The organism is Kaistia granuli DSM 23481, assembly GCF_000380505.1.
Classification (GTDB): domain Bacteria; phylum Pseudomonadota; class Alphaproteobacteria; order Rhizobiales; family Kaistiaceae; genus Kaistia; species Kaistia granuli.
Genome location: NZ_AQYH01000010.1, coordinates 314,435 through 329,387, shown reverse-complemented (window position 1 = coordinate 329,387; position 14,953 = coordinate 314,435). Strand labels below are relative to the sequence as shown.

Annotated in this window: 14 protein-coding genes; 9 read left to right on the top strand and 5 right to left on the bottom strand. The window is 63.4% G+C overall.

Going from position 1 to position 14,953, the window contains the following annotated elements; genetic code table 11:
* The first annotated feature begins 115 nt into the window (after positions 1-115).
* Complete coding sequence (locus G342_RS0116705) at positions 116-574, top strand: GNAT family N-acetyltransferase (protein WP_018184313.1); 459 nt, start codon at positions 116-118, stop codon at positions 572-574.
* Between the two features lie 57 nt (positions 575-631).
* Here the strand turns inward: G342_RS0116705 and G342_RS0116700 are convergent, their stop codons facing one another.
* A complete protein-coding gene (locus G342_RS0116700) occupies positions 632-1,285 on the bottom strand; it encodes a response regulator (RefSeq protein ID WP_018184312.1) in 654 nt (217 codons plus the stop codon).
* Positions 1,282-3,156: a sensor histidine kinase gene (locus G342_RS0116695; protein WP_018184311.1), complete on the bottom strand. Its 1,875-nt coding sequence runs from the start codon at positions 3,154-3,156 to the stop codon at positions 1,282-1,284. Before G342_RS0116695 ends, G342_RS0116700 begins: the two co-directional genes overlap by 4 nt.
* 318 nt (positions 3,157-3,474) lie before the next feature.
* On the opposite strand from G342_RS0116695, the gene G342_RS25385 reads away from it, so the two are divergent.
* The 5 genes from G342_RS25385 (at position 3,475) to G342_RS24435 (ending at position 9,330) form a co-directional block, all read left to right on the top strand.
* Positions 3,475-3,936: a hypothetical protein gene (locus G342_RS25385; protein ID WP_018184309.1), complete on the top strand. Its 462-nt coding sequence runs from the start codon at positions 3,475-3,477 to the stop codon at positions 3,934-3,936.
* On the top strand, positions 3,933-5,132 hold the full coding sequence (locus tag G342_RS0116680) for an SGNH/GDSL hydrolase family protein (RefSeq protein WP_018184308.1): 1,200 nt from the start codon (positions 3,933-3,935) through the stop codon (positions 5,130-5,132). The genes G342_RS25385 and G342_RS0116680 overlap by 4 nt, the downstream gene beginning before the upstream one ends.
* A gap of 204 nt (positions 5,133-5,336) precedes the next feature.
* A complete protein-coding gene (locus G342_RS0116675; protein ID WP_198010811.1) occupies positions 5,337-6,320 on the top strand; it encodes an SGNH/GDSL hydrolase family protein in 984 nt (327 codons plus the stop codon).
* Between the two features lie 185 nt (positions 6,321-6,505).
* Entirely contained in the window at positions 6,506-7,765 is a 1,260-nt protein-coding gene (locus G342_RS0116670) for a GDSL-type esterase/lipase family protein (protein WP_018184306.1), read from the top strand.
* Between the two features lie 149 nt (positions 7,766-7,914).
* On the top strand, positions 7,915-9,330 hold the full coding sequence (locus tag G342_RS24435; RefSeq protein ID WP_018184305.1) for a pectate lyase: 1,416 nt from the start codon (positions 7,915-7,917) through the stop codon (positions 9,328-9,330).
* 26 nt (positions 9,331-9,356) lie between these two features.
* On the opposite strand, the gene G342_RS0116660 is transcribed toward G342_RS24435, so the two are convergent.
* The 3 genes from G342_RS0116660 to G342_RS0116650 are packed head-to-tail and all read right to left on the bottom strand — an operon-like array spanning position 9,357 to position 12,002.
* Positions 9,357-11,189 (bottom strand): carbamoyltransferase family protein, encoded by a 1,833-nt coding sequence (locus G342_RS0116660; RefSeq protein WP_018184304.1) that lies wholly within the window; start codon positions 11,187-11,189, stop codon positions 9,357-9,359.
* A 12-nt stretch (positions 11,190-11,201) separates the two neighbouring features.
* Entirely contained in the window at positions 11,202-11,351 is a 150-nt protein-coding gene (locus G342_RS26075) for a DUF5989 family protein (protein ID WP_156830984.1), read from the bottom strand.
* A gap of 51 nt (positions 11,352-11,402) precedes the next feature.
* Positions 11,403-12,002, bottom strand: coding sequence for a hypothetical protein (locus G342_RS0116650; RefSeq protein WP_245557290.1), 600 nt, complete (start codon positions 12,000-12,002; stop codon positions 11,403-11,405).
* A 290-nt stretch (positions 12,003-12,292) separates the two neighbouring features.
* Between G342_RS0116650 and G342_RS0116645 the strand changes: the two genes are divergently transcribed.
* Genes G342_RS0116645 through G342_RS0116635 form a run of 3 tightly spaced genes read left to right on the top strand, consistent with a single transcriptional unit; the run spans position 12,293 to position 14,950 of the window.
* Positions 12,293-13,489: a substrate-binding protein gene (locus G342_RS0116645; protein WP_156830983.1), complete on the top strand. Its 1,197-nt coding sequence runs from the start codon at positions 12,293-12,295 to the stop codon at positions 13,487-13,489.
* A gap of 11 nt (positions 13,490-13,500) precedes the next feature.
* Positions 13,501-14,253 carry an ABC transporter ATP-binding protein gene (locus tag G342_RS0116640; RefSeq protein ID WP_026304528.1) on the top strand — a complete coding sequence of 251 codons (753 nt, stop codon included), beginning with the start codon at positions 13,501-13,503 and terminating at the stop codon, positions 14,251-14,253.
* Positions 14,246-14,950 carry an ABC transporter ATP-binding protein gene (locus G342_RS0116635; RefSeq protein ID WP_018184299.1) on the top strand — a complete coding sequence of 235 codons (705 nt, stop codon included), beginning with the start codon at positions 14,246-14,248 and terminating at the stop codon, positions 14,948-14,950. Before G342_RS0116640 ends, G342_RS0116635 begins: the two co-directional genes overlap by 8 nt.
* Positions 14,951-14,953: the final 3 nt, after the last annotated feature.

The window sequence follows — 14,953 nt, the reverse complement described above, 5'->3', positions numbered from 1 at the left end:
AGTTCAATGCGCAGCGACCCGCATCACTAGAGCGTCTGCTTCGGCAGAACACAGCCCCCGCGGCTGATTGATGGCGCTTGCGCTTGAACCAACCCAAGTTTTCGGAACGATCCTCATGTCTCGATCCCCTGGCTGCGAGATCCGCGCCTATGACGGCGGCGACGCCGACGCCCTTGTCGATATCTGGCTAGCCGCTTCCCGTATCGGCCACCCCTTCTTCAGCGACGCGGAACTGACGACCCAGTCGGCACTCGTGCGCGACATCTACCTGCCGCAGGCAGAAAACTGGGTCGCCTGCTGCGACGGTCGCCCGGCCGGTTTCATCGGCCTGCTCGATCATTTCATCGGCGGGCTTTTCATCGATCCGGCCATGCAGGGGCGCGGCATCGGCAGAGCTCTGGTCGAGCACGCGCTGCGGCGGAAAGGCGAGCTGGAGCTCGACGTCTATGCCGCCAACCCGATGGCGCCCGCCTTCTATGCCCGTCTCGGCTTCCGCGAAACAAGCCGGCGGCCGAATGATGACGGCGGCCTGCCGCTCGAAGTCATCCGGATGCATCGACGCCGCGAGGTCTGACCACAAACTGCCCCCGCGCCGCCAGGCGCGGGGTGCCTCGTCCGCAGGCGACTTCCTTCAGTCCGACTGCAGCAGCTCGAGCTGCAATCTCCGGGAGAGGTTGGCCAACTCGACGCGGCTGGTGATGTCGAGCTTGCTGTAGATGCTGTGCAAGTGCAGCTTGACGGTGCCGGGCGAAATCCCGAGCTGGGAGCCGATTTCCCGGCTACGCAATCCGGAAGCGGCGAGGCGCGAGACTTCGATCTCGCGCGGCGTCAGCGCCTGCAGCACCCAGTCGCGTTCGACGTCGCGCTTGCGGAGCCGATCCATCGCCGCGTTGAGGTTCTGGTCGATGAAATAGGTGCCACCCGCGATCACCGTCCGGATGCAATCCAACAGCACGATCGGCGCCTGCTCCTTGAGAACCACGCCATTGACCCGGTAGCGCGACGTCTCGGCCAGGTCTTCGTCGCTGATGTCCGCAGTCAGGACGACCAGCGCCAGCTCCGGCCGATCCCGGCGAAGGCGCTGAATGAGTTCGAGGCCGCCCATCTCGGGCATCCGCAGGTCGAGCACGACCAGGTCGACCGGCTCCTGCGCGACAATCTCGATCGCCTGCGCGGCGCGCCGGCATGTCGCGACGACGTGCCAGCCCGGCTCGGTCTCGATCATGCGCTGCAGCCCGTCGAGAACAATCAGATGATCGTCGACGATGACGATGCGCAGGCTCACAGCTGCGTCGGAAACTGGATGATGATTCGTGTCCATTGCGCCACCTGATCGATCGTCAGAGTTCCACCGCGCGCCGCGGCGCGTTCCCGCAGGCTGCGCGGGCCGGCATTGCTGCTTTCCAATTCGGCATGTTCGAGCCGGCGGCCAAAGCCAAAGCCGGTTCCGTCGTCGTCGACCGTCAGCACGACCGTGCCCGCATCGAGCCGCAGGCGGGCGCGAACCGACCGCGCCGCGCCATGGCGCGCGGCATTGGCGGTCGCTTCCGAGATCATGCGGGACAGCTCATAAATGGCCGTCGCCGGCAGGCGAGGATCGGGGGGATCCAGATCGAAACGAAAGTCGATGGACCATTGCTGCCGCAGCCGCTCTACCAGGGCATCGAACTGCGCCTTGATCTGGAAGTCGTTGCCATTGCCGAGCGCGTCCCCCGGCTCGAGCGCCCGAATAAAGATCCGCAGATCGCGCTGCTCCTCGGTGAGCATGGCCTGGATGGCCGCCAGACGCTCGTCGAGGAGTTGGATCGCGTCGTTTGCATCGAGCGATCGCAGCGCCTGAAGCTGCAACGCCGTGCCGGCCAGAGACTGGAGCACGCCGTCATGCAGGTCGCGGCCGATCCGGATCCGCTCCTCGACGGCGGCGGCATCGCTCAGCTTGCGAACCAGCGTTGCCTGGTAGAACAGCGATTTCAGCCGATCGGCAATGATCTCCGCAATGGCGACGTCATCGAGCGTCAATGTCCGCGGATCGAGCAGAAACAGCCGGGCTTCGAGGTCGCCGACGGTGAAGGACACGGACACGGCCGATTCGATCTGGAAGTCCGCGATCAGCGCCGGCGATATCAGCGGCCCTTCCCCGCCCGCCTGGCTGAATCGTCCCTCCCCCCTGTGAATCAGCAGGCGGGACGCCGTCGCGTCGGAAATCAGAAGACTCGCATGTTGCAGGCGCTCGGCAGTCAGCGGCATGTAGCGCTGCGGTGGCAATTGCCGGATTTCCGAGACGCCCTGGTCCCAGACTGCCAGATAGGTCCAAGGCTCGTCGGCATCGCTCCAGATCAGGAGCGCGCGCGGCACCCGCATGACATGGGCAGCATAGTCGAGCGCCACCTTGGCCGGCCATTCGCGACCTACCGGAACCGCCGGCGTCTTCTCGACAAGGCGCAGCAGTTCCGTCCGCACCTCCTCCTGATGCGCGCCGAGCCAGACCAGCAGAATCCCCGAGACGACCATGAACAGGATGCGCGATACGTCGGTCGTCGCGCCGACATCGGGATCGACCGGCATGCCGGTATCCGTAGCGACCAGGAACAGGAGCACGCCGACGGAGACAATCGCCGTCCAGAAGGCGCCTTTCCAGCGCCAATGCAGGGTTGCCGCCAGCAGGGTGAACGGCATGAACATGAAGAAGGGGCTCGACGCGCCGTCGGTCAGGAACATGAAAACGGCAAAAGAGGCGACATCAATCACCTGGCGGATCAACGTGCCGCGAACCCGCGAAATCTCGGTCCGCCAGACCAGGACCGCCGCGATGACCGCATAGGACAGATAGGCGAGCAGCAGCACGAACACGAGTTCGGGCGAATCCGGTGGATGGGCTGAATCCAGCCACACGATATAGAAGCTGCCGAACGCCAGCAGAATCCTGCCGATGGCGATGACCCTGTCCGAGCGGGCGCGAAACGTATTGATCCAGGTCGTTCGACCCGTCACCGCATCCTGCTGACTTGCCAGGCGCCAGGTCGCCAGGTTGCCCGGCCAGATCTTGGCAGCGAGAAAGCGGCGCTTCGGCAGACGCCATCCGAGCCGCCTGGACGCCGGCACCTCGTCAGGCGACAAGGCGTCCTGTTGACCGGCGCTCTCGCGTTGCGTCAGCATGGAACCGTCCGGACGCAAGCGGACCCTGCGCGCCGCCCTGAACGCGGCGGGCCTTGACCCAGCGAGGTCCCTCTTGCGTTCAGATGCGTGCGCGTCGCAGGTCATCCTTGTCGGCAATCCCTACAGCCAGCGTACTCTCTGAGCGCTTTAGCCACAATGACGCCGACCGCCTATACATCGTCGGATATATATACCGATCGCTCCCCTCCGTCCTAAGCTCGAAGCCAATATCCTCTGTGATCGGCCGCATGAAAACATGTTGTCGGAATGGCCCTGTTTTCCAGCCGAAAGCATTTCACTCCAGTCCGGAGCGAAACAATGAATAACTGGGCTGTGATCGAGATTTCGCTGGCGACGGAGGGCAACCAACCGACGAAGTTGCTTCGCTATGCCTATCGGGCCAGCCAGACCGGACTGGTGACGCTGGTCCTGAACGGCATCGAGCCGAGCGCCGTCGACCGGATCCTGGACCCGATCGTCGCGCGAATGCCGTTGACGATCCCCGGGGTGGCGTATCTGCCGATCGACGACACCGAACGTGTCGGCGAGGCTGCCCGATCGGCCGGCATCGTGTTCTTCGCCACGCGGCGTTTTCGAAGCGCCGTGCTGGATCTGGGCGTCGATCGCGAACGGATCTGGCCGACGCGCTCGATCCTGACACGGTTGGGCCAGGGTCTTGACGCGCCATTCTACTGGCTGCGCCCGGGTAGCCACCATCAGCTTCATCGACATCTGCCAATCCGCCATGTCGGCCAGCTTCCGGAGACCCACAGAGCATGACCTCGATCGGAACGCAGACCGAAAACGACCAAGTACAGCTACCCCGCCAAAAATCCTATATCGGCAATACCTTGTTGTTTCTGGCGTCGATCATGCTGACCCTGGCCGGGGCGGAACTGGTGCTTCGTGCCCTCCCGCAACTCCAGGTCCAGACCGGCGAAGGCGAGTTCCTGTTCTGCTCCGCGATCAACACGCGCCATATTCCGAATGCGTCGTTCGGGTACACCGAGGCTCCCGGCAACAGCTATTTCGAACGGTACAGCGCGGTTGATCCCTGGGCCTATGTCCACATCAACAAGGAAGGCTTTCGGGACAATTACGACACCCATGGCAAGCCGGTCCTTGTGCTCGGGGATTCAATGACCCGCGGCAGCCTGGTCAACGAGAACGAGACCTTCACCGACCTGATGGACGCCTGGCATCCGGATTGGTCCTTCCGCAACTATGGCGTCGGCGGCTACGGACAGGCGAACTCGATCCGGGTCTACGAGGAGAAGGCGCCACACCTTCAGCACAACCTGGTCATCCAGCAATACTCGCTGAGCACCGACATCGACGACAATGTCGAGCGCGCCGCGCTCAACGGCGATACGGTCGAAATCAAGATCAAGCCGGCCGTCGGGACCGCCAAGAGTTCGGTGAAGCCGCTGGCTCGCATTCACCTGTTCTTCTGGAACCACAGCAAGATCTATCCCTGGGTCTACAACACACTGGTCAGGCCCTATTTCGGCAACTGGGACGCCCGTCGCAACATCGACGGCGCCATCGAAATCACCCGGCGGCTCCTGGCCAAGCTGGCGCAGGACGCGAAGGCCAACAACGCCGATCTGCTGCTGCTGGTTCTGCCGTCCTGGGCAGAAATGGCGGGACGCGACGACGGCATGAACCCGCAGCGTCAGCGCGCCATGCTCGAGGAATTCGCCGCAGCGACACCGGGCGTATACCTGCTCGACATGGCCCCCATCCTCGCGCCGGAGAACCCAGACCAGACCTACGGCATCGTCGACAAGCACCTCACGCCCTACGGACACTTCCTCGTCGCGCAATCGCTGGACCGCTGGTTCATGGCGGAATGGCCCCGCGGCCCGAAGACAGCTGTTTCCCAGCACACCTTCAAGGCGCCGGAACCGGTGATCCCCGACTGCAGCAACGCCGCCGCCTATCTCAAGCTCGTGCTGACGCCGCCCACGCAGTGAGCCTCGCTCGCGGCGCCCCGTACGATCAAAAGGACCTTTCGCATGAACCGCGACAACCAGGATCCCCGCCCGGCCACGACGCCCGAGCCGAAGAACTCGGTTCCGGTATCCGCGAAGCCGAAATCCTCGGTCCGGACCGCCCTGTTGTCCATCGCGGTCAGCGTCTTCGTTGGCGCGCTGTTGATCGAGGGCGCCGCTCGCTGGGTGCTGGACGACGGCATGGATTTCGATGTCGAGATGTGGAAATACGCCCGCGACATCAAGCGCGTCAGCAGCAATCCTCAGATTGGGCACGAGCATCGGCCCGGCACAAGCGGCATCTATATGGGCGTGCCGGTGCAGATCAACGCGCTCGGCCTCCGCGACCGCGAATTCGACGTAGCCCGGAAGCCGGACGGCCCTGTTCGCACGCTGATGCTGGGCGACTCGCTCACCTTCGGCTGGGGTGTCAAGGCGGAGGACACGCCGGCGAAGCTGATCGAGACACAGTTGAATGAAGGCCAGAAGGAGCCGCGCGACGAGGTCATCAACACCGGCGTCGGCAACTACAATACGACGATGGAGATCGCGTATTTCCTCGATCGCGGCAAGGAGATGAAGCCCGATGTCGTGGTCCTGAACTACTTCATCAACGACGCCGAACCGCAGCCGAAGCGCCAGACGTCGATCTGGCGGGAATATTCCTACGGCTATGTGTTCCTGGCCTCGGCAATCGACAAACTGTCCCGTCAGTATTTCGGCAAGGCAGACTGGAAGACCTATTACCGGGATCTCTATCGCGACGGCGCACCGGGCTGGGCCGCCGCGCAGCAGGCCATCGGTCAGTTGGCGGACTATTGCCGCGAGAACGACATCAAGCTGCTGGTCGTCAACTATCCCGAACTGCACGAGCTTCGCGACTATCCGTTTCCGGACGTGACGGCGGGGGTACAGACGGTCGCCAAGGCCCATGGCGCCGACTTCCTCGATCTGCTGCCGTCCGTTGCCGATCTCGAGCCAGCCAGCCTCTGGGTGTCGCCGACCGACGCCCATCCCAACCGGGTGGCCAATGTTCGGTTCGCGGACGCAATCGCGAAAAAGCTTACGCAAGACTTTCCGGAGGTATATCATCGGTCCGCGAGCCAAAATGACCAGTCGGCTTCCTATACCAGCACAACCAGCTCTCTGAACGCCGGCGAGAGTCACTAGCATTGCGCAGCAATCGCAGAATATGCCGCGATCCGCCAAGTTGAAATCTCGATTTTCAGACTGCCACCGACCTGACAAGAGGAATTCAAGCCCGGCAGGATGTAACCGTGTTAACATCTCGAAAAATCAGCATCGTTACGTGCACGCTTCTTGCGCTCTATCTGTTACTGAGCCCCGGCTATGCATTGCTGAACTTCAACGAGTTCGGCTCTGAGACGCCGCACTTCCTGCGCTATGTGCTGATCCCAAGCCTGATCGGGGTCGGGTTCCTCTTGGTCGGCTGGCTGGCGCGGCCGCAATGGGCTGCCATCGCGGGCCTGTCCGGCCTCGCAGCCCTGGTCGCCCTGTTCGCCTTCGAAGCCTTGCTTACCTTTCAATCTGTGCCAGTCCGCCTCGCAATGCTCGGCCAGCTGAGCGACGAGAGCCGCGAGACATTGGCCCGCAGTGGCAAGGTGGTTCGCGGCTTTACCCTTGCACGCCTCAACAATATTGCCGGTACCGACAGCCTGTCGAACGCAGTGCTTTCCGGCTTCCCGAATGCCAAGGTCATCCTGTGCACGCCCGGGGGAAAGTCCGTGACCTACACGGCCGACCGATACGGCTTCAACAATCCGAACCAGATCTACGACAGCCGCATGGAGCTGATGCTCCTGGGTGACTCCTTCGTCGAGGGCTTCTGCCTGCCCCCGGGCGACGACCTGGCATCTCGATTGCGGGACCGGGGGCTGGTCGCCGCCAGCATGGGCATCCGCGGCAACGGCCCCCTGCTGGAACTCGCGACACTCGGCCGTTTCGGGCAGATGTTCCGGCCTCGCCACGTCGCGATGGTCTTCTTCGAAGGCAATGACTGGGATAATTTCGAGAACGAGCTGAAGCAGCCCTGGCTGCGCTCGGCGCTGGCGCCGAATGCCGACTTCGGTTCTCAGGCTCAGGCAAGCAAGCCGCTGCAGCTGGCGCGGACGTCGCTGGAAGAGGCGAGCCAGGAACCGATCACCTTCATGGACCTGGTCACCAGAACCGAGATGCTGCGCAACTTCTTCGCGCTCCAGCTGACCCTTACCCGGCTCGGACTTGTATATCCGAAGATTGCCCGCACCATTCCTGAATTCCGGGATACCCTACGTCAGGCGAAAGCCATCACCCGGAGCTGGGGGGGAAGGTTCACCATCGTCTATGTGCCGAGGGTCGATCGCTTCATGAGCAGGATGTCGACCGATCAGGCCTTCGACCAGATCCGAACACTCGTGCTCGAAGCCGCGGCCGCGGAAGGGATCCAGGTGATCGACCTCTATGAGGCGTTCCGCGACGAGCATACGCCCATGCGCATGTACGCCCCCGATAGCCATTTCAGCCGCGACGGCGCCTCCGTCGCCGCGGACCTGATCGTGCAAAATCTGGCAACGGTGGATCACGCCTTCGCTGACAGGTTCTACCCAACAAACTGAACCGATAGTGGCCGTCGCACCGGAACGCGGATCTTTGCTTCGCCGTCCCGTGCTCGGGCGCCTTGCTGTTGACACGAGGGAGCGTCTGGATGAGATCCTCTGTGCGAGCGTCATCAATCCCGCCACGCCATGGACCGGGAGTGGTGATTTTGACCATCACAATCGGGCTGGCCAGCGCCGTCGCGCTTCCCGTCCGTGCGGACGCCGATCCTTCCCCACCCCCTTCCGACAAGGTCGCGGCCGTCGAACGCATGGCAGATTATTTTGCCAGCCATTTGGCGATGTCGGGCGGCTTCGTCTATGCGTATTCGGCCGATCTGGCCGTCCGCCGTGGCGAAGGTGGTCCTGCCAAGGACGGCGTCAACTGGAACCAGCCTCCCGGCACACCGGGTGTTGGCGCGGCCTTTGTCCGCCTCTACGAATTGACCAAGGATCCACGCTGGATCCGGGCTGCCGGCGCGGCAGCGAAGGCAACCGTCAACGGGCAACTGCTTTCGGGGGGCTGGTACAATTTCACCGAAACCTTGCCCGAGCGCCGCGCAGAATGGTGTTATCGGGTCGCCGTCGCGAACCTCGATGCCTGCGAAAAGATTGACGGCAACAAAGAGCGCAACAACGGCACGCTCGACGACAACATCACGCAGAGCAATCTCGGCTTCCTGATGTGGTACGACGCCGTTACCAAGGGCCAGGATCCTGCCGTGGGCCAGGCCACACAGTTCGGTCTCAATCAACTTCTCAAGGCGCAGTATCCCAATGGCGCGTGGCCCGTCTTTCTCGGTCGCGTCTTTCCGCACCGGCGATTCGCCGCCGCGTGGCGGGCGCGGCTTCCGGAAACCTGGTCGAAGGAGTGGGTGAAGCCGCCCAACTCTGCACTGGTCCTGAATGACCAGCTCGTGCGGGATGTCATGCGCCTGCTGCTCGCCGCCGATCAGCTTTTCCAACGAGAGGATCTTATCGCCGCGGCGCGGCGGACCGGTGACTTCCTGCTGGCGGCGCAATTGCCGGCGCCACAGCGCGGCTGGGCGCAGACCTACAATCTGGATCTCGAGCCGATCTGGGGACGGCCTTTCGAGCCGCCGGCCGTCGCCTCGCGCGAGACCGCCGGCGCGATCGAAGCGCTGCTGCAGCTCTACGTCAGAACGGGCGAGAAGCGCTATCTCGAAGGAGCGGTCGAAGCCGCCGACTGGCTCCGCAAGAGCCGGCGCCCATCCGGCGACTGGGCGCGCTTCTACGAGATGGGGACCAACCGGCCGCTCTATGTGAAGGGGGAAGGCGAACTCACCTATGACGACAAGGAGTTGCACAAGGGATACGGCCTGGTCGGCGAGTTCGGCATTGAGGCCGCACTCGACCTCGTCGATCAGGTCGCGGCAGGCAAGAAGCCGGCTGTCTTCGAGGGCTGGGACTGGGTCTTCGAGCCAACCCCCTATACCAGCAAGGAACCGAAACTGGCGCTTGGCAAGGTCGACAAGGAGGGGCGGCTCGTCGAGGACGGCTGGATCAGCAGCGGCACCTTCATCCGGGCTGTCCGGTCGCTGGGCCCGCAGCCGGGCGAGAAATAGCCCTGACGACCGGCGCCGAAGCGCGCTCAGTCGAGCTCGAATCGGTCCTTGTAGTCCTGCCGGAGCGCGGCGGGCTGATCTTCCTTGCGCAGCATGCAATTGCCCACCACGAGCCGCTCGATCTCGGTGCCCATGAAGCAGCGGAACGCATCTTCCGGCGTACAGACGATCGGCTCGCCGCGAACGTTGAAGCTGGTGTTGACCAGCACCGGGCAACCCGTCCGCTCCTTGAAGGCGCTCAGAAGCTCCCAATAGCGCGGATTGGTGTCGCGATGCACGGTCTGCACGCGGGCGGAATAGTCGACATGCGTCACTGCCGGGATCTCCGAGCGCGGCACATTCAGCCGATCGATGCCGAACAGCCCCTCGTCATCGCGGTTCGGCCGCAGCCGCCGGCGGTCCAGAACGTCGCCGACCAGAAGCATGTAGGGACTGTCCGTGTCGATATCGAACCAGTCCGCCACATCCTCGCGCCGGACCGACGGGGCGAACGGACGGAAGCTCTCGCGATACTTCACCTTGAGATTGAGGGTTTTCTGCATGGTCGGCGAACGCGGATCGCCCAATATCGAACGCCCACCAAGGGCGCGCGGTCCGAACTCCATCCGGCCCTGCATCCACCCGACCGCCTTTTCCTCGGCGAGCGAGTCGACCGTGCTGGTGATCAGAGCGCCGTCGTCCAGGACATTGTAGATGGCGCCAGCCGCGGCCAGGCGCTGCTCGATTTCATCCTGGCCGAATTTCGGGCCGAGATAGGCGCCGGACATGCTGTCGCCGCCGTTGACGGTGCGGGCACTGTCCAGATAGCCGTGCCAGACCGCCAGCGCGGCCCCGAGCGCGCCGCCTGCATCACCGGCGGCCGGCTGGATCCAGATCTCGTCGAAGACGCCCTCCTTGAGAAGCTTGCCATTGGCGACGCAGTTCAGCGCGACGCCACCGGCAAGGCAGAGATTGCGTTCGCCCGTCTCGCGCCGCGCATAGCGCGCCAGTCTCATCACCACCTCCTCCGTAACCACCTGGATCGAGGCCGCGAGATCCATCTCGCGCTGTGTCAGCGGCGATTCCGGCTTGCGCGGCCCGCCCCCGAACAACCGATGGAAGGCATCGGACGTCATGGTCAGGCCGGTGCAATAGTCGAAATAGCGCTGGTCGAGCCGGAAGGAGCCATCCTCCTTGAGGTCGATCAGATGATCCAGGATCGTCTGGACGAAGAGCGGCCGGCCATAGGGCGCCAGGCCCATCAACTTGTACTCGCCGGAATTCACCTTGAAGCCGGTATAGTAGGTGAAGGCTGAATACAGCAGGCCGAGCGAATGCGGGAAGTGGATTTCCTTCAGGATCTCGATGTCGTTGCCGCGACCATGGCCGAGCGACGTCGTGCACCACTCGCCCACCCCGTCCATGGTCAGCACCGCCGCGCTGGTAAAGGGCGACGGGAAGAAGGCGCTGGCCGCATGGGCCAGATGGTGCTCCGTAAACAGCAGCGAGCCGTCCCAGGACCTGGTCCCGGCGATCTTGCCCAGTTGCTTGCGCAGCACTCCCTTCTGGAAGAGCTTCTCCTTGATCCAGACCGGCATCGCCGTCTTGAACGAACGGAACCCTCGCGGGCTCGTCGCCAGATAGGTCTCCAGCAGCCGCTCGAACTTCAGGAACGGCTTGTCGTAGAAGACGACGTGGTCAATGTCCGCCATCCGGCATCCCGCCTCGGCCAGGCAATAATTGATGGCCTGGGTCGGGAACGCCGGATCATGCTTCTGGCGGGTGAACCTCTCCTCCTGCGCGGCGGCAACGATGCGCCCGTCCTCAATCAGCGCTGCGGCGCTGTCGTGGTAGAATGCCGATATGCCAAGGATCCGCATCGGGGGCCGCGATCAGAACAGCGTATAGATGAAGGGAGCCACGGCCGTGCCCTGCGTCAGGACAACCAAGGTGCCGAAAACGCCGACCATGACGAAGATCGGAAGCAGCCAGAACTTCTTGCGGCTGCCCATGTAGGACCACAGTTCACGCACCATTTCCATTTTGGATCTCCCGGTTCAACGAGGGCGGGGACCAGCCTCGCCCGAGTGACGTCAGAACTGATTGCGCATGGAAGACGGCTCCATATCGCCCGTCGACCGCGAAATCCAATAGGTATCCGCGTTGCGGTCGAACGAGGCGGCGAGCGGATCGTGGCCCCGCCACCTCAGGAACAGTCCGATCGGCACGAAGGTCGTGGCGTAGATCAGGAACATCACGATCGGATTGACGATCTTGAACAGGAGCAGGCCCAGCTTGCCCCAGAGCTGATTGGGAACCGTGAGGGTCGCCGGAGCCACCAGCGCCAATAGAACCAGCACCGCTCCGATCGCCCCTAGCCCGATCAAAAACGGCGTCATGTGGCCCGATATCAGCCATCGAAGCAGCACCAATCCGAGAAGGATGCCACCGACGGTATAGCCAAAGCTCCGGTTCGACGGTCCTTCGATCGTTTGCTCGACGAGTGGTTCGATCAGGGATTGCTTTGCGTGCGTCATGCAAAAAGACAACGATTTCCGGCGCTTTGAATCAATATGCCGATCGATATAGCTCCGCGGGATGCAACCTCCGCCGCTCAGGCGCTTGCATGGAGCAAGACGGGGTCGTGACGCGGAGGCGACGACTGTCCGGCACCGCGGATGGGGCGAAGCCAATGCTCCAATCCCCCGGCAGGGATCCTTGCGCCCCTTCCGAGGTTGCTGGCGGCGTCGGCAGGCAAACTCATGTGATGAGGAACAATCTCCGTTGAGTCACACAGGAGCCCACCCCTTCGGAACCACCGTGAGCATTGCTTTATGAGCGCCATTTTAAATCAGATTGCGCAATTTGTGAGCATCCAACAGAAAGATATCAGGACTGGCTTGACTGTTTGTGTACACATGAAATTATCCCTCCATCTGCTGCCGTCTTGCGAAGACAAGCGCAGCGAAACAGGGGGATGATCATGACGCGAGAGAAAAACTTCATTCTGGGCGGCCACCTGAGCCGTCGCTCCTTCCTGGGCGGCGCCGCGGCGCTGACCTTGCCGCTGGGCATGCCCAGCCTGGCGCGGGCACAGGCCGAGCCGTTCAAGCTCGGCGTCCTGCTGCCGTTCTCCGGTGGCCTGGAGCTCTTTGCCCAGCAGGGCATGCAGGGCGTCAAGATGGCCGTCGACGAGTTCAATGCCGATGGCGGCGTGCTCGGCCGGCAGATCGAGATCGTCCAGGCCGACGACAAGACCGATCCGCGCACCGCCGTCGAGCGCGCGACGCAGCTGATCCGCCGCGATGCCGTGAACGCCATCGTCGGCCCGGTGACCAGTGCCAACCGCGACGCCATCAAGTCTACCATCGAGCGCGGCAAGACCCCGCTGCTCTACGCGACGGACTATGAGGGTGGCGTCTGCAGCCCGTGGATGGCCTGCTACAGCGCCGTGCCGGCCCATTTCGTCGAGCCGCTGATCCCATTCCTGGCTGGCAAGGGCGCCAAGCGCTTCTATCTGTTCGGCGCCGACTACACCTGGCCGCAGAAGATGAACGCGGCGATCCGCGCCAAGATCGAATCGACCGGCGGCGCCGTCGCCGGCGAGGAATACACGCCGTTCGGCATGAAGGATTTCGCGCCGACGCTGCGCAAGATCGAGGAATCCGGCACCGACTTCGTCATCCTGACCCTGCCGGGCGCCGATGGCGTCACCTTCGTCAAGCAGTTCGCCGCCTCGGGCCTGAAGGGCAAGGTCGGTCTCTCGTTCCTCGGCTTCAACGAGAACTACCTGCCGGGCTTCAGCGGCAGCGAGGCCGAGGGCATCATCGCGCCGCTGCCGTTCATGCAGTCGCTCGACCGCCCCGAGGCGCAGGAATTCGTTGCCAAGCAGCGCAAGATGTTCGGCGATGACGTGGTCGTCACCTACTATGCCGATGCGCATTACGGGCTGACCAAGTTCTACCTGAACGCCGTGCGCAAGGCCGACACGGACGACAAGGCCGCGATCATGGCCGCGCTGCCCAACCAGACTCAGATGTCCGGCAATGGCGAGGTCACGCTGCGGCCGTCGGACCGCCATGTCGACCTCAACATCCTGATTGCCTCCGTCCAGGGCGGCAAGCTGGCGATGGAAGAGTATATCGGCAAGGTCGCTGCTCCGGATCAGTGCAGCGTCTGATGGGGCCGTCTGTGACCGTCGACTTCCTGAACATTGACGGATTGCGCAAGAGCTTCGGCGGCATCCATGCCCTGCAAGGGGTGAGCTTCTCGCTCGGTGCCGCCGGGATCAAGTGCATCGTCGGGCCGAACGGTTGCGGAAAGAGCACCCTGTTCAACGTGTTGACCGGGGTGCTGACCCCGGATGCCGGCACGGCGACGCTGGAAGGGAGCCGGATTTCCGGCCTCAGCGCACATCGTGTCAGCCGCATGGGCGTCGGGCGCAAATTCCAGGTGCCCGGCGTGCTCTCCGACCTGACTGTCATGGAGCACATGGAAGTCTCCCTTGCCGCCCGGGCGACCGGCGGCAAGGTCTGGGACACCTTGCGCTGGCGCGGCGATCGCGCCGGCGCCCTCGCCATGCTGGAAGAGGCGGGCCTCGCAGAGTATGGCGACAAGATCGCCTCGCAATTGCCGCACGGCATCAAGCAGCGCCTGGAAATCCTGATGCTGGTTGCGCGCGGCATGAAGCTGCTGCTGCTCGACGAGCCGACGGCCGGCATGACCGCGACCGAGACGCAGGCGACCATCGACCTGATCCACCGGATCAACCAGACCACCGGCGCCGCCATTCTCGTCATCGAGCATGACATGACCTTCGTTCGCAGCCTCGCCTGCCCGCTGATCGTCATGATGCGCGGCGAGGTGCTGCGCGAGGGCAGCTACGACGAGGTGCGCGCCGATCCGGAGGTGCGCGCAGCCTATCTGGGAGATCGTCATGCTTGAGATCCAGGGTGTCCGATCCGGCTATGCACGCGGCGCCGACGTCCTCAAGGGCATCGACCTGAAGGTCACTCCCGGCGAGCGGCTGGCGATCATGGGTCGCAACGGCATGGGCAAGACCCTGCTCGCCAAGACCATCATGGGGCTGGTGAAGCCGTCGGCCGGAGAGATCCGGCTGGAGGGCACGCCGATCGGCGGCATGCCGGCGCACCGGATCAGCAATATGGGCGTCGCCTATGTGCCGCAGGGTCGCGAGATCTTCGGCGATTTCACCATTCTCGAAAACCTGCGCATGGGCGTCATCGGCAAGCCCAAGCTGGGGCTCGAATATCTGGACCAGATCTACGACTGGTTCCCGATCCTGCGCGAGCGCCAGACGCAACGCGCCGGCACCATGTCGGGCGGCCAGATGCAGCAGCTCGCCATTGCGCGCGCGCTGATCGGGCGGCCGAAGCTGCTGCTGCTGGACGAACCGTCCGAGGGAATCCAGCCCAACATCGTCCACGAGATCGCCGAGAAGCTGAGCACGATCAGCGCCACCGAGGGGCTGACCGTGATCGTCATCGAGCAGAATTTCGAGATGGTCGAGATCCTCGCCGAACGGGTGGCCTTCCTCGAGAACGGATTGATTACGGGCGAGAGCCTCACTGCTCGATTGATCGCTGAGCCTGAGCTGATCACGCAGAACATGGGTCTTTGACGC

Coding starts and splice junctions, on each gene's coding strand:
- G342_RS0116705 (WP_018184313.1), top strand. CDS start 116: ATGTCTCGATCCCCTGGCTGCGAGATCCGCGCCTATGACGGCGGCGAC.
- G342_RS0116645 (WP_156830983.1), top strand. CDS start 12,293: ATGACGCGAGAGAAAAACTTCATTCTGGGCGGCCACCTGAGCCGTCGC.
- G342_RS26075 (WP_156830984.1), bottom strand. CDS start 11,351: ATGGAAATGGTGCGTGAACTGTGGTCCTACATGGGCAGCCGCAAGAAG.
- G342_RS0116695 (WP_018184311.1), bottom strand. CDS start 3,156: ATGCTGACGCAACGCGAGAGCGCCGGTCAACAGGACGCCTTGTCGCCT.
- G342_RS0116680 (WP_018184308.1), top strand. CDS start 3,933: ATGACCTCGATCGGAACGCAGACCGAAAACGACCAAGTACAGCTACCC.
- G342_RS0116635 (WP_018184299.1), top strand. CDS start 14,246: ATGCTTGAGATCCAGGGTGTCCGATCCGGCTATGCACGCGGCGCCGAC.
- G342_RS0116660 (WP_018184304.1), bottom strand. CDS start 11,189: ATGCGGATCCTTGGCATATCGGCATTCTACCACGACAGCGCCGCAGCG.
- G342_RS25385 (WP_018184309.1), top strand. CDS start 3,475: ATGAATAACTGGGCTGTGATCGAGATTTCGCTGGCGACGGAGGGCAAC.